We start from the raw sequence: 13,241 nt of genomic DNA, 5'->3' as shown, positions 1-13,241 counted from the left end.
ATCGACCCGATGACGGCCATCCGGGCCTTCCGGACCACGCCGGTTCGACCGATTGTGCCGTAAGGAGCCCTGACGGAATGGCGCGCTACGAAGACCTGCCTTACCGGACCTGCGTCGGCATGATGCTGATCAACGCAGCGGGGCTGGTCTTCATCGGCCGCCGCGCCGGCGGCATCGAACATGTCGATGAAAGCCACGTCTGGCAGATGCCGCAGGGCGGCGTCGATCCCGGCGAAGATACCTGGTCCGCGGCAAAGCGCGAACTCTACGAGGAAACCAGCGTCCGCTCGGTGGAGAAGCTCGGCGAAGTCGCCGACTGGCTGATCTACGATATTCCGCGCACCGTCGCCGGCCGCACCTGGAAGGGCCGCTACCGCGGGCAGCGGCAGAAATGGTTCGCCGTGCGCTTCACGGGCAAGGACAGCGAGATCAACGTCGCGACCCCCGGGGGCGGCCACAAGGCCGAGTTCGTCAGTTGGCGCTGGGAGCCGATGAAGAACCTGCCGGAGCTGATCGTTCCGTTCAAGCGGCCGGTCTACGAGCGCGTGGTGAAGGAATTTTCCGGCCTCGCGGGCAACTGACGCTGTTTTTGACGCATTTTCCGAACGCGAACCGGGATCACGTCTCGAAACGCCAATTCTTTTAAACACCATGTCCGAGAAACCCTATCGCCCCAATGTGGGGATCGCCTTGTTCAACAACGCCGGCCAGGTGCTGATCGGCCGCCGTTTCCGGGACGACGGGCCGGAAATCATTCTGCCCGGCCTCGAATGGCAGATGCCACAGGGCGGCATCGATGCCGACGAGAACCCCCGCGATGCGGTCATGCGCGAGCTCTGGGAAGAGACCGGGGTAAGCCGGGCCGACCATCTCGGCGAGACCGACTGGATGAACTACGAGTTCCCGCCCTATGACGGACCGCCCGCCCACCGCCTCGCCAAATTCCGTGGGCAACGGCAGAAATGGTTCGCCTTGCGTTACACCGGGCGCGACGACGAGATCGATCCGCTGACCCCGCGCAACGGGCAGCCGGCCGAGTTCGACAGCTGGCGCTGGGAGCGGCTTGACCGCGTCGCCGACCTCGTGGTGCCGTTCCGGCGCGACGTCTACCGAACGGTGGCGCGGCTGTTTGCCGAATTCGCGGGGCCCGCTGCGGGCCGTGCTGTTGACTGAATCAGAACCGACCTGAATTTTTCTCGATTCGCTCACGCTTTTTTTGCAACCGACACCCGCTCTGCTCGTACACACTAGAGTGCCATTGGGTCCACGGATGGCGCCCGGAATAACCTGCACTGCGAGATGTTTTGTCTGACATGAAGGAAGTGACTGTCATCAAGCGCCGGCGGGCCTGGGAGTGGCAGCTGCGCGATCAGAGCGGTATCTTGATAATGGGCGGGCGGGAGAAGAGCCGTCCCGCGGCACGATATCAGGGTTATCGCGCGTTGTTCATGCTGCTGGCCACCAGCTGGCGGCAAAGCGACCTCGAGGCGCCCCGACAACCGGCCGCGCGCGGAGAGTTCCGCCACACGTAACGAAGCTGGACCGCGGGCTCTGCGGTCTAGTTCGGTCCGACAGAGAACGGGCCGATCGCAATGACATGGCAATCGCTGTCTCGCTTGACGCAGTCGGCGAGCGCGCCATTCACCGCGGCCTGTTCGGAGGCCGCCTTCAATCCAAGCCCCGGCCGGCCGGCCGCGCCCACAGCGATTGCGTTCCAGCCACTGGTCGCATCGGCCATCCGGTGCGCGACATCGTCGCGGGCTTCGGGGCTGATCACCCCGTTACCGGCAACCTTGAAGAAACCGGTGACCCTCAATGTGGTCGGGATCGGCACGACGAAATTCTCATTGAGCGCGACAATCATGCAGGGAACGCCGGCGATGGCGCCGCACGATTCGAGGGATCGCCGCATGGCCTCATCCACCGAATCCATGGCGGTGAGAAAGAAAAACGCACCGCCGGGGCCTAGCGCGATGGTCTTGGTTTTTCGGCCCGGCACATAGACATTCTCAAACCTCGTCCTACCCGCGTCGCGCGTGAGCGGCACGTCCTTGGCCGCAAATGGCTGTTCGGTCGCCGTGTCATGCCTGACCCAGGGCAACGGCGGCACCGGCGGCTTGCCGTGCGCGTAAACGACGTCGTCGCCGACGGCGTAGAGCTCACATTTTCTCGGCGACTGCGCGGTATCCGCCCGCTTCTGACATTGCTCGACGGCGGCGGTCCTGGCAGCCTCTTCACTCGGTTGCGCGGTAACCCACGCGCTGATCCCGCCGATGTTGAGCGAGAACGCCTTGAAGTTCGCCGCCCCCGCATATTCGCCGGCAAGCGACGTGCGGGCTTTATCGCTGACGAACGGGACATTCGCGGCCGCGAATTTCTCCGTCGAACCGATCGGCGGCGGGGAAGGCGCTGGCGGTGCCGGCGGCGGCGAGGACGTCGCGGCTGTCGGGGCCGGAGTTGATGCAGCCGCGGGCACAGCCGAAGGCGCCGGACTGACGTTGGGCGCCGGCGCCGCAACCTTGACGGCCTGCGTCTCCAGCTTGGTGAAATAGAGAAAACCGCCGGCGCCGATCGCGGCCAGGCTGACCAGCGTCACCGCGACCGGCCACATCCAGGTCGGCTGCGATCCCGAAGCCTTGGCGGGCTTCTTGACTTGCGGGATCGAATAGGTCCCGTCCTCGCGCCGCATCGCCACCATATAGGCGTGCACCGGCGTCGGGATGTTCTTTACTTCCTGCGCGCCGATATCGGCGAACTGCACCGACAGCTTGTTGACGACCTGCTCATGCACCGCGCGCGAGACGCAGATGCCGCCGACCTCGGCGAGCCCCTCGAGGCGCGCCGCGATGTTGACGCCATCCCCGAGCAGATCGCCGTCGCGCTCGACCACATCGCCGATGGTAATGCCGATGCGAAACGCCATCTGCCGGCTCGGCGGATACGCCATGTTCCGGGTGCGCAGGCTTTCCTGGATATCGATCGCACAGCGCACGGCTTCGACCGCGCTGGGAAATTCGGCGAGGACGGCGTCACCCGCGGTGTTGAAGATCCGGCCGCCGCCTTTGGCGATGAAATCGTCGGTCACCTGGCGATAGGATGCCAGACGGCGCAGCGTCTCTTCTTCGTCCTCGGCAACCAGTCGGCTGTAGCCGGCAATATCGGCCGCAAAAATCGCCGCGATCTTGCGTTTCATGAAAAACAGCCCCGGACAAAATATGCACCGGCAGAATGCCGTCAGAACTACCCGTGCGCAACTACAGCGGTAACAGCAAAACGCAAAAAAGCGCCCGTCACGATGTGACGGGCGCTGAATTGATTCGGGCCTTCAATGCGCCCCGGCGCGTGTTGCTCCGGGGCCTAGTGCATAGCCGTCGAACTGAGTTCCTGCTGGATGCTCTTGAAGTGGTCCAGCCGCTCGAGCGCATGATCGAGCTCCGAGCCTTCCTTCTCCGCAAGCTTGGCTTCCATCTCGGCGATGGTCTCGGCGAACTGTGCGCGGTCGAGGTCGGCCGTCGAGGTGGCGACGTCAGCGAGCACGGTGAGGCCCTTCTCCGACATTTCGGCGAGGCCGCCGAGCACGATGATCTTCTGATGCGCGCCGCCGGCGGTGATGGTGAGGATACCCGGGCGGACCGCGGCCACAACAGGCGCATGTCCGGCCAGCACGCCGAAATCGCCTTCCACGCCGGGGACGTCAACCTGATCGACTTCGCCGGAGAAGGCGAGCTTTTCGGGTGAAACCAGATCGAAGTGGAAGGTGGCCATCGGAAAATCCGTTTCGCGCTAACTACAAAGGCGGTCGTCATCCTGAGGTGGCCGCCGTTGCGGCCCTCGAAGGATGAAAGAAGTCGCCCTTCGAGGCTCGCTACGCTCGCACCTCAGGGTGACGGCGTAGCGTTAGCAATGCTTACGCAGCTTCCGCCGCGAGCTTCTTGCCCTTTTCGACGGCTTCTTCGATAGCACCGACCATGTAGAAGGCGGCCTCCGGAAGGTGATCGTACTTGCCTTCACAGATGGCGCGGAAGCCCTTGATGGTGTCGGCGAGGTCGACGAACTTGCCCGGCGAGCCGGTGAAGATTTCGGCCACGTGGAACGGCTGCGACAGGAAGCGCTCGATCTTGCGGGCGCGGGCGACGGCGATTTTGTCCTCTTCCGACAATTCGTCCATGCCGAGAATCGCGATGATGTCCTGCAGCGACTTGTAACGCTGCAGCACCTGCTGAACCATACGCGCGGTCTGATAGTGCTCTTCGCCGACGATCAGCGGGGAGAGCATGCGCGAAGTCGAGTCGAGCGGGTCCACCGCCGGATAGATGCCCTTTTCCGAGATCGCGCGGTTCAGCACGGTGGTGGCGTCCAAATGCGCGAACGAGGTCGCGGGCGCCGGGTCGGTCAAGTCGTCGGCCGGCACGTAGATCGCCTGCACCGAGGTGATCGAGCCCTTGTGCGTGGTCGTGATGCGCTCCTGCAGCGCGCCCATGTCGGTCGCGAGCGTCGGCTGGTAGCCCACCGCGGAAGGAATACGGCCGAGCAGCGCCGACACTTCCGAGCCGGCTTGCGTGAAGCGGAAGATGTTGTCGATGAAGAACAGCACGTCCTGGCCCTGATCGCGGAAATTCTCGGCGACCGTCAGACCCGACAGCGCGACGCGCATGCGGGCGCCGGGCGGCTCGTTCATCTGTCCGAACACCAGGGCGCACTTCGATTTGACGCTCGGATCGGGATTGTGCGGATCGGCGTTGACCTTGGATTCGATGAACTCATGATAGAGGTCATTGCCTTCGCGGGTCCGCTCGCCGACGCCGGCGAACACCGAATAACCGCCGTGCGCCTTCGCGACGTTGTTGATCAGCTCCTGAATCAGCACGGTCTTGCCGACGCCGGCGCCGCCGAACAGGCCGATCTTGCCGCCCTTGGCGTAGGGCGCCAGCAGGTCGACGACCTTGATGCCGGTGACCAGAATTTCAGCTTCCGTGGCCTGGTCGGTATAGGTCGGCGCCTCGGCGTGGATCGGACGCGTGCCGTCCGAAGCAATCGGGCCGGCTTCATCGATCGGCTCACCGATCACGTTCATGATGCGGCCGAGCGTGCCGGCGCCGACGGGAACGCGGATCGGCGAGCCGGTATCGGTAACTTCCTGGCCGCGGACCAGGCCCTCGGTGGTGTCCATCGCGATGGTGCGCACCGTGGATTCGCCGAGATGCTGCGCCACTTCGAGCACCAGGCGGTTGCCGGCGTTCCTGGTTTCGATCGCGTTCAGAATGGCGGGCAGATGCCCTTCGAACTGCACGTCGACGACGGCGCCGATGACCTGGGTGATGTGTCCGGTCTGGTTTGCTGGTGCGGCCATAAAACTCTCTCCTTCGAATTCTGTCTCTAGAAGTCCGTCAGTCCATCGCGCGAATGGCTAGAGCGCCTCGGCGCCGGAGATGATCTCGATCAGCTCCTTGGTGATCTGGGCCTGACGGGTGCGGTTGTAAATCAAGGTCTGCTTGCGGATCATGTCGCCGGCGTTGCGGGTGGCGTTGTCCATCGCGCTCATCTGCGCGCCGTAGAACGAGGCGTTGTTTTCCAGCAGTGCGCGGAAGATCTGCACCGCGAGATTGCGCGGCAGCAGCCGCGTCAGGATCTCGTCTTCTTCCGGCTCGTATTCGTAGGACGTCGCCGGACCGGCGTTCGCGGCCGGCGCTTCCACCACCAGCGGAATGATCTGCTGGGCGGTCGGGATCTGGGCGATCACGGATTTGAAGCGTGAATAGAACAGCGTGCAGACGTCGAATTCGCCGGCGTCAAACCGCGCCAGAACTTTCTTTGCGATATCTTCGGCATTGCCGAAGCCGAGCTGGCGGACCGAGCGCAGGTCGAGATGCTCGACGATCTGCCGGTCGAACTGGCGGCGGAGCTGCTCATAACCCTTGCGGCCGACGCAGAAGAGCTTGACCTCTTTGCCCTGGTTGATCAGGGCCAGCGCGCGCTCGCGGGCCAGACGCACGATCGACGAGTTGAAGGCGCCCGACAGGCCGCGCTCACCGGTGCAGACCAGCAGCAGATGCACCTGATCCTGGCCGGTACCGGCCAGCAGCGTCGGCGCACCGGGCGAACCCGCGGCAGCGGTCGCGATGTTGGAAATCACCGCGTCCATCTTTTCCGCGTAGGGACGCGCGGCTTCGGCGGCGGTCTGCGCGCGGCGCAGCTTGGAAGCCGCGACCATCTGCATCGCCTTGGTGATCTTCTGCGTCGCCTTGGTGGAGGCGATGCGGACCCGCATGTCTTTAAGTGAAGCCATTCTTAGTTCACCCCGGCGACCAGATCGTCACGACCCGACCGCAAGCCTCTTTTCAATCAGACCCGGCCAAAAGCGCGAAGCGCGTCTTCGTGCCAAATGCGCCGGGCCAAAACTTCAACTGGCCGACGGGCCAATCAAGCAAGCGTCTTGGTGAAAGCCTCTACCACGGTCTTCAGCTTGGCCGCGGTATCGTCGCTGAGATCGCGGCTTTCGCGGATGCTGTTGAGTATCTCGACGTTCTTGCCGCGCAGCAGCGACAGCAGGCCGTCCTCGAACGGGCGCACCTTGGCGAGCGGAAGCGCATCGAGGTAGCCGTTGGTGCCGGCCCAGATCACGCAGACCTGCTCTTCCATCTTCAGCGGCGAGAACTGCGGCTGCTTCAGGAGTTCGGTCAGGCGCGAACCGCGGTTGAGCAGGCGCTGGGTCGAGGCGTCGAGGTCGGAGCCGAACTGCGCGAACGCCGCCATTTCGCGGTACTGCGCCAGCTCGCCCTTGATCTTGCCGGCGACCTTCTTCATCGCCTTGGTCTGCGCCGACGATCCGACGCGCGACACCGACAGACCGACGTTCACCGCCGGGCGGATGCCCTGGAAGAACAGGTCGGTTTCCAGGAAGATCTGGCCGTCGGTGATCGAAATCACGTTGGTCGGAATGTAGGCCGAGACGTCGTTGGCCTGGGTTTCGATGACCGGCAGCGCGGTCAGCGACCCCGAACCATGCTCCTTGTTGAGCTTGGCGGCGCGCTCGAGCAGGCGCGAATGCAGATAGAACACGTCGCCGGGATAGGCTTCGCGGCCCGGCGGGCGGCGCAGCAGCAGCGACATCTGGCGATAGGCGACGGCCTGCTTCGACAAGTCGTCATAGATGATGACGGCGTGCATGCCGTTGTCGCGGAAATATTCACCCATGGTGCAGCCGGTGAACGGCGCGATGTACTGCATCGGCGCCGGATCGGACGCGGTGGCCGCGACGATGACCGAATATTCCAGCGCGCCCTGCTCTTCGAGCACCTTGACGAACTGGGCGACGGTGGAGCGCTTCTGGCCGATCGCGACATAGACGCAATACAGCTTGATGTTCTCGTCCGGCTGCGCGTTGAGCGGCTTCTGGTTCAGAATGGTGTCGAGCGCGATCGCGGTCTTGCCGGTCTGACGGTCGCCGATGATCAGCTCGCGCTGGCCGCGGCCGATCGGGATCAGCGCATCGATCGCCTTGAGGCCGGTCGCCATCGGCTCGTTCACCGATTTGCGCGGAATGATGCCGGGCGCCTTGACGTCGACGCGCATGCGCTTGTCGGCCTGGATCGGACCCTTGCCGTCGATCGGATTGCCGAGCGCGTCGACGACGCGGCCGAGCAGGCCCTTGCCGACGGGCGTGTCGACGATGGCGCGGGTGCGCTTGACGGTCTGGCCTTCCTTGATCTCGCGGTCGGCGCCGAAGATCACGATGCCGACGTTGTCGGTTTCGAGGTTCAGCGCCATGCCGCGGGTGCCGTTCTCGAACTCGACCATCTCGCCGGCCTGGACGTTGTCGAGGCCGTAGACGCGGGCAATGCCGTCGCCGACGGACAGCACCTGTCCGACTTCGGTGACTTCAGCCTCCTGGCCGAAATTCTTGATCTGGTCCTTCAGGATCGCGGAAATTTCCGCGGCGCGGATGTCCATCAGCCTGCCTCTTTCATCGCGTGCTTGATCGAATTGAGTTTGGTGCGAAGCGAACTATCCACCATGCGGCTGCCGAGCTTGACCACTAGGCCGCCGATGATGGAGGGATCGACTTTCACGTTGAGCGCGACGTCCTTGCCCGTCACCGACTTGAGTGCGGTCTTGAGGGCGTCGAGATTCTTGTCATTGAGGTGCTCGGCAACCGTCACGTCGGCGGTGGCCTCGCCCTTGAATTTCGCCACCAGCGCGCGGAAGGCGCGGATCACATCGGAGACGGCAAACAGCCGGCGATTGGCGATAAGGACTTTGATGAATTTGGCTGAAGTGCCTGCAATTCCGGCCTTGTCGAGCACCGCGGTGAGCGCTTTCGACTGCGCATCTGCCGAGAATACCGGACTGCGAACCAGGCGCTTCAGATCGGCGCTATCGGCCAGCATGGCCTCGAATTTATCGAGATCGGCTCTTACGGCGTCGACGGATTTCTCGTCGCGCGCCAACTCGAACAAGGCCGTTGCATAACGACCTGACACTCCCGAAACGGACGGATCTTCAGCAGCCACTAGACGCTCTTTTTTAGCTGTCAAATTCGCAAGGGAAAAACCGTCGCCACGAAAGCGGCGCCAAGCGATCCAAGCCCTTGGAATTCAAGCGGGACTTCGATTTTCGACCGGCACGAGAGGTGCTGGGATCGTTAAAATCGCGGCTTTGCTAACATAGCAAGCGCGCAGGTGCAACATGACGGCGCGCGCCGGCGATGCCTTGTCGCACGTCAATTTTCGGCGCTGCCCGCACGCCGTTTCGGGCGCTGGAGAATCCCGGCCGACGGGGTCCAGCTCATGTCCGCCGGAGTTAAGGACATTTGTTCCACCCGTATCTGCATAGGGGGCATGAGCCGGCCGGGCTGAACCTTTTCGGGTTCCCGCCGATTACTTGCGCCAAATCTCGCAGTTGCGAACAATGACTATACTAATCAGTATTAGTAAGTATTCATATGGTTAAAAATTGGTTAAAGCCAAATATTACGGAACATTATCTGGTTAGTTGATCTCTGTAACAAGATATGTCAGCCGGACATATACCGGATTTACTGCCCAATTCATGCCTCATTGCGGAACCAAACCGCAGTCACTCAAACTGGGACGGGGGTTCCACTTGTCACACATGTGGCAATACTATCTGAGGGACTAGTTTAATGTTGAATACCAATAAGGCGGTGCTGGGAAATCTAACCCGGTCGCGTACGGCTTTCGCTATGATTGCCGCAACTCTCCTGATCGGTGGCAGCGTCACCGAAGCATCAGCCAAATCCAGGCACCAACGCCACCACTCCCACCAGGCCAGCAAGTCGGCCGGCGGTGACTGGCGCGATGCCAATGCCTCGATGGGCTCTACCGGCGGACACAGCTTCTCCGGAGTTGCCTCCTTCTACGGCAGTGAATCCGGCAGCAAGACCGCTTCCGGCCAGCGCTTCAACCAGAACGCCCTGACCTGCGCCCATCGCTCGCTGCCGTTCGGCACCAAGCTGCGGGTCACCCATCGCGGCCAGAGCGTGGTCGTCACCGTCAATGACCGCGGTCCCTTCATCAAGGGGCGCGTGCTCGACCTTTCCACGGGCGCTGCCCGTGCCATCGGACTGACCAGCGCCGGCGTCGGCCACGTCACTGCCGAGGTCGTCTCCTAACGCGCGTCATCCGCGCCGTTTCCGGTCCATCAGATCTGGTAAGCGTTGCGTTTGCGTAACGGTCGCGGATTGTTTCGCGCGGCCGATAAAAGCCTGCCGTCGCAAATGACGGCAGGCTTTTTTTTGTTTGTCCTCCATCGTCGTTCCGGGGCGATGCGGAGCATCGAACCCGGAACCTCGAGATTCCCCGGTGCGCAAGTGCGCACCTGAGGTCTGGTGCTTACGCACCATCCCGGAATGACGGGCCGCTACAAAAAGCTCTGCGGATCGACATCGACCTCGAGCTTGAGATTGCCCTTGGTCTTCGGGCCGCTCGCGAGCCATTCGCGCAAGTAGTCCGACAGGTCGACATTGCGCAGCGACTTCACCAGCAGCCGGAACCGATAGCGGCCCTTGATCACCGCCAGCGGCGCCTCGGCGGGCCCCAGCACCTGGATGCGCTCGTCGAGAGGCGCGACCGCGGCGAGTTTTCGTGCAAAGCCTTCCGCGGTCGGCCGGTCGCCCGCGGAAATGATCAGGCTGGCGAGCCGGCCGAACGGCGGATACCCGGTGCGTTCGCGGGCGTCGATCTCGCTGGCGTAGAACGCCTCGCGGTCGCAGGCGATCAGCGCCTTCATCACGGGATGTTCGGGCTGATGGGTCTGCAGGTAGCCGACGCCGCGGCCCTGGTCGCGGCCGGCGCGTCCGATCACCTGGTTCAGCAACTGCCATGTCCGCTCGGCGGCGCGCGGATCGCCGTTGCCGAGGCCCAAATCCGCATCGATGACGCCGACCAGATTGAGCCGCGGGAAATTATGGCCCTTCGCCACCAGCTGCGTGCCGATGATGATGTCGACGCGTCCTTCCGCGATTTCGTTCAGTTCGCTGCGCATGGTCTCGATCGAGGTGATCAGGTCGCTCGACAGCACCATGGTACGGGCTTGCGGAAACAATTGCGCGGCTTCCTCCTGCAGGCGCTCGACGCCGGGGCCGACCGCGACCAGCGATTCCTCGGCCGCACAATGCGGACAGATATTCGGGCGTGGCATCGAGAAGCCGCAATGGTGGCACACCAGCCGCTGCCGAAAACGATGGTCCACCAGCCAGGCGTCGCAGATGGTGCAGGCAAAGCGGTGCCCGCAGGCCCGGCATAGGGTCAGCGGCGCGTAACCGCGGCGGTTGAGGAACAACAGCGCCTGTTCGCGCTTCTCGATTGCGAACTTGATCTGCTCGGCCAGCGGCGGCGAGATGAAACGGCCGCGCGGCGGCGGCGCGCGGCGCAGGTCGATCGCCTCGATATGCGGCATGTGCTGGCCACCGAAGCGCGACGGCAGCGCCACGCGCTGATAGCGGCCCTTGCGGGCGTTGACCTCGGTCTCGACCGACGGTGTCGCCGAGGCCAGGATGATCGGAATCTTTTCGATCCGCGCGCGCACCACCGCCATGTCGCGGGCATGATAATGCGCGCCGTCGCTCTGCTTGTAGGCCTGGTCGTGCTCTTCATCGACGACAATCAGCCCCAGATCCGCATAGGGCATGAACAGCGCGGAGCGGGCGCCGACCACGACCGGCGCCTCGCCAGATGCGATCGCGGCCCAGTTGCGCGCGCGGGTGCGCGGCGTCAATTCCGAATGCCACTCCAGCGGACGCACGCCGAAACGCTGCGCGAAGCGATCGAGAAACTGTCCGGTCAGCGCGATCTCGGGCATCAGGATCAGCGTCTGCTTGGCGCGCCGAACGGTTTCGGCGATCGCCTCGAAATAGACTTCGGTCTTGCCCGAACCGGTGACGCCATCGAGCAGGGCAACGTGAAAGCTGCCGTTGGCGGCCAGCGCCCGCATCGCATCGACGGCGCTACGTTGCAGGGAAGAGAATTCCGGTTGCGCAAAGGCCGGATCGGGCGCCGGCGGTGCTAGCGGCGGCGGCATCGCTTCGACCGTCACCGTGCCCTCGTCGACCAGACCGTCGATCACGCCGGCACTGACGCCGGCTTCCCTCGCCGCCTCGGACTTGCCGTGCAGCAAGCCATCCGAAAGCACCTCGATCAGACGCCGCCGTGCCGGCGTCAGGCGGCGCGGCGGTTCGCCGATCAGCCGGACGCCGAGCCGCATCCGCTCAGGTCCGAGATTTTCTCCCATCCGCAGGCACATCCGCAGCACCATGCCGCGCGGCGACAGCGTGTAATTGGAAACCCAGTCGACCAGATGGCGCAGCTCCTCCTTGAGCGGCGGCACGTCGAGCTTTTCACCGACATCCTTGAGGCGGTTGTGCAGCCGCGGGTCGGGCGTGGCGTTCTCCGCCCACACCACGGCCACCACCTCGCGCGGACCGAGCGGCACGCAGACGACGTCGCCGGGCTTCAGTTCCATGCCGCGCGGCACGCGATAGGAATAGGCCTGATTGAGCGCAACCGGCACCAGCACGTCGACGACACGCGTCGACGAGGCCGCTGAGGTGGTTTGGCGCGTGGAATGGTCCATCGAATCAGGCTCGGGGGTGGCAACGGCTTAAGGTAAAGGCGCGTGGCGGCGGGGGCCACCCAAGTTAACGGAAGGTAAGCGAAAGAGGTGCGATATAATCGCCAAAGAATCAGGGCGCCATAGCTCCATGACCAAAGCTCCACTTGCAGCGCCAATTCAAACCGTCGAGCTCGATTGCGCCGAGGAGAGCCTGGCGCTGGAGATGACGCGCTGGCTGACGCATCTGCGCGCCGAACGGCGGCTGTCGCCGAAGACGCTGGAGGCCTATGCCCGCGACTTGCGGCAGTGCCTGGGCTTTCTCTGCGAGCACTGGGGCAAGCGCGTGTCGCTCAAGGCGTTTGCCGCGCTCGAAGCCAGTGACGTCAGGGCCTTTATGGCGATGCGCCGCGCCGACGATATCGGCGGTCGCTCGCTGATGCGGACGCTGGCGGGCCTGCGGTCGTTCGGACGATTCCTGGAACGCGAAGGCAAGGGCAAGGTCGGCGCATTGTCGGCGATCCGCGCGCCAAAAATCGGCAAGAGCCTGCCGAAGCCGATCCAGATGGCCGCCGCCAAACGGCTTGCCGACGCCGACGAACGTGCCGGCGAGGATCGCGATCCCTGGATCTGGGCCCGCGATGCCGCCGTGATGGCGCTGCTCTATGGTTCCGGCCTGCGTATCTCCGAGGCGCTGGGGCTGAAGCACCGCGACGTGCCGAAGCCCGGCGAAGGCGACGTCATCATCGTGACCGGCAAAGGCAACAAGACCCGGATGGTCCCGGTGCTGCAAAACGTGCTGGCGCTGATCGCCGACTATACTGCGATGTGCCCGCATCCGCTGCCGCCGGCGGGACCGATCTTCGTCGGCGCCCGCGGCGGGCCGCTCAGCCCCCGCATTATCCAGCTCACCATGGAGCGGCTGCGCGGCTCGCTCGGCCTGCCCGACAGCGCAACGCCGCATGCGCTGCGGCACTCCTTCGCGACTCACCTGTTGAGCCGCGGCGGCGACCTGCGCGCGATCCAGGAATTGCTTGGTCACGCCTCGCTCTCGACCACGCAGATCTATACCGGCATCGACTCGGAGCGGCTGCTGGAAGTCTACCGCACCGCGCATCCGCGCCGCTGACAAGGCCATTGCCTCGTAGCGACACATTGCCGTCACACCGGCAACT

Annotated in this window: 12 protein-coding genes; 5 read left to right on the top strand and 7 right to left on the bottom strand. The window is 64.0% G+C overall.

The window, feature by feature from the left end; genetic code table 11:
- The first annotated feature begins 77 nt into the window (after positions 1-77).
- The 3 genes from FFI89_RS02310 (at position 78) to FFI89_RS02300 (ending at position 1,532) form a co-directional block, all read left to right on the top strand.
- Complete coding sequence (locus tag FFI89_RS02310; RefSeq protein ID WP_138832522.1) at positions 78-581, top strand: RNA pyrophosphohydrolase; 504 nt, start codon at positions 78-80, stop codon at positions 579-581.
- Between the two features lie 70 nt (positions 582-651).
- Complete coding sequence (locus tag FFI89_RS02305; protein WP_138832520.1) at positions 652-1,173, top strand: RNA pyrophosphohydrolase; 522 nt, start codon at positions 652-654, stop codon at positions 1,171-1,173.
- 131 nt (positions 1,174-1,304) lie between these two features.
- Positions 1,305-1,532 carry a hypothetical protein gene (locus tag FFI89_RS02300; protein WP_138832518.1) on the top strand — a complete coding sequence of 76 codons (228 nt, stop codon included), beginning with the start codon at positions 1,305-1,307 and terminating at the stop codon, positions 1,530-1,532.
- Positions 1,533-1,558: 26 nt separating this feature from the next.
- Here FFI89_RS02300 and FFI89_RS02295 read toward each other — a convergent pair whose 3' ends face one another.
- From FFI89_RS02295 to FFI89_RS02270, 6 genes are all read right to left on the bottom strand, one after another.
- Positions 1,559-3,193 carry an adenylate/guanylate cyclase domain-containing protein gene (locus FFI89_RS02295; protein ID WP_138832516.1) on the bottom strand — a complete coding sequence of 545 codons (1,635 nt, stop codon included), beginning with the start codon at positions 3,191-3,193 and terminating at the stop codon, positions 1,559-1,561.
- Positions 3,194-3,357: 164 nt separating this feature from the next.
- The gene (locus FFI89_RS02290) at positions 3,358-3,765 is read right to left on the bottom strand and encodes a F0F1 ATP synthase subunit epsilon (RefSeq protein ID WP_138832514.1); all 408 of its coding nucleotides are present in this window, start codon (positions 3,763-3,765) and stop codon (positions 3,358-3,360) included.
- A gap of 142 nt (positions 3,766-3,907) precedes the next feature.
- Positions 3,908-5,350: a F0F1 ATP synthase subunit beta gene (atpD, locus tag FFI89_RS02285; RefSeq protein WP_138832512.1), complete on the bottom strand. Its 1,443-nt coding sequence runs from the start codon at positions 5,348-5,350 to the stop codon at positions 3,908-3,910.
- Between the two features lie 57 nt (positions 5,351-5,407).
- On the bottom strand, positions 5,408-6,286 hold the full coding sequence (locus FFI89_RS02280; protein WP_138832511.1) for a F0F1 ATP synthase subunit gamma: 879 nt from the start codon (positions 6,284-6,286) through the stop codon (positions 5,408-5,410).
- A gap of 134 nt (positions 6,287-6,420) precedes the next feature.
- Positions 6,421-7,950 carry a F0F1 ATP synthase subunit alpha gene (gene atpA / locus FFI89_RS02275; RefSeq protein WP_138832509.1) on the bottom strand — a complete coding sequence of 510 codons (1,530 nt, stop codon included), beginning with the start codon at positions 7,948-7,950 and terminating at the stop codon, positions 6,421-6,423.
- A complete protein-coding gene (locus tag FFI89_RS02270; RefSeq protein WP_138832507.1) occupies positions 7,950-8,510 on the bottom strand; it encodes a F0F1 ATP synthase subunit delta in 561 nt (186 codons plus the stop codon). The genes atpA and FFI89_RS02270 overlap by 1 nt, the downstream gene beginning before the upstream one ends.
- 632 nt (positions 8,511-9,142) lie before the next feature.
- Between FFI89_RS02270 and FFI89_RS02265 the strand changes: the two genes are divergently transcribed.
- Positions 9,143-9,631 (top strand): septal ring lytic transglycosylase RlpA family protein, encoded by a 489-nt coding sequence (locus tag FFI89_RS02265; protein ID WP_138832505.1) that lies wholly within the window; start codon positions 9,143-9,145, stop codon positions 9,629-9,631.
- A 248-nt stretch (positions 9,632-9,879) separates the two neighbouring features.
- Here the strand turns inward: FFI89_RS02265 and FFI89_RS02260 are convergent, their stop codons facing one another.
- A complete protein-coding gene (locus tag FFI89_RS02260) occupies positions 9,880-12,090 on the bottom strand; it encodes a primosomal protein N' (RefSeq protein ID WP_138832503.1) in 2,211 nt (736 codons plus the stop codon).
- A 127-nt stretch (positions 12,091-12,217) separates the two neighbouring features.
- Here FFI89_RS02260 and FFI89_RS02255 point away from each other — a divergent pair, with 127 nt between their 5' ends.
- Complete coding sequence (locus FFI89_RS02255; RefSeq protein ID WP_138832501.1) at positions 12,218-13,195, top strand: tyrosine recombinase XerC; 978 nt, start codon at positions 12,218-12,220, stop codon at positions 13,193-13,195.
- The last annotated feature ends 46 nt before the right edge of the window (positions 13,196-13,241 follow it).

It is taken from the genome of Bradyrhizobium sp. KBS0727, from assembly GCF_005937885.2.
Classification (GTDB): Bacteria; Pseudomonadota; Alphaproteobacteria; order Rhizobiales; family Xanthobacteraceae; genus Bradyrhizobium.
The sequence above is the reverse complement of the archived record's forward strand: the minus strand, read 5'-3'. Positions and strand labels throughout refer to the sequence as shown.

Coding starts and splice junctions, on each gene's coding strand:
- FFI89_RS02310 (WP_138832522.1), top strand. CDS start 78: ATGGCGCGCTACGAAGACCTGCCTTACCGGACCTGCGTCGGCATGATG.
- FFI89_RS02305 (WP_138832520.1), top strand. CDS start 652: ATGTCCGAGAAACCCTATCGCCCCAATGTGGGGATCGCCTTGTTCAAC.
- FFI89_RS02295 (WP_138832516.1), bottom strand. CDS start 3,193: ATGAAACGCAAGATCGCGGCGATTTTTGCGGCCGATATTGCCGGCTAC.
- FFI89_RS02290 (WP_138832514.1), bottom strand. CDS start 3,765: ATGGCCACCTTCCACTTCGATCTGGTTTCACCCGAAAAGCTCGCCTTC.
- atpD (WP_138832512.1), bottom strand. CDS start 5,350: ATGGCCGCACCAGCAAACCAGACCGGACACATCACCCAGGTCATCGGC.
- FFI89_RS02280 (WP_138832511.1), bottom strand. CDS start 6,286: ATGGCTTCACTTAAAGACATGCGGGTCCGCATCGCCTCCACCAAGGCG.
- atpA (WP_138832509.1), bottom strand. CDS start 7,950: ATGGACATCCGCGCCGCGGAAATTTCCGCGATCCTGAAGGACCAGATC.
- FFI89_RS02265 (WP_138832505.1), top strand. CDS start 9,143: ATGTTGAATACCAATAAGGCGGTGCTGGGAAATCTAACCCGGTCGCGT.
- FFI89_RS02260 (WP_138832503.1), bottom strand. CDS start 12,090: ATGGACCATTCCACGCGCCAAACCACCTCAGCGGCCTCGTCGACGCGT.
- FFI89_RS02255 (WP_138832501.1), top strand. CDS start 12,218: ATGACCAAAGCTCCACTTGCAGCGCCAATTCAAACCGTCGAGCTCGAT.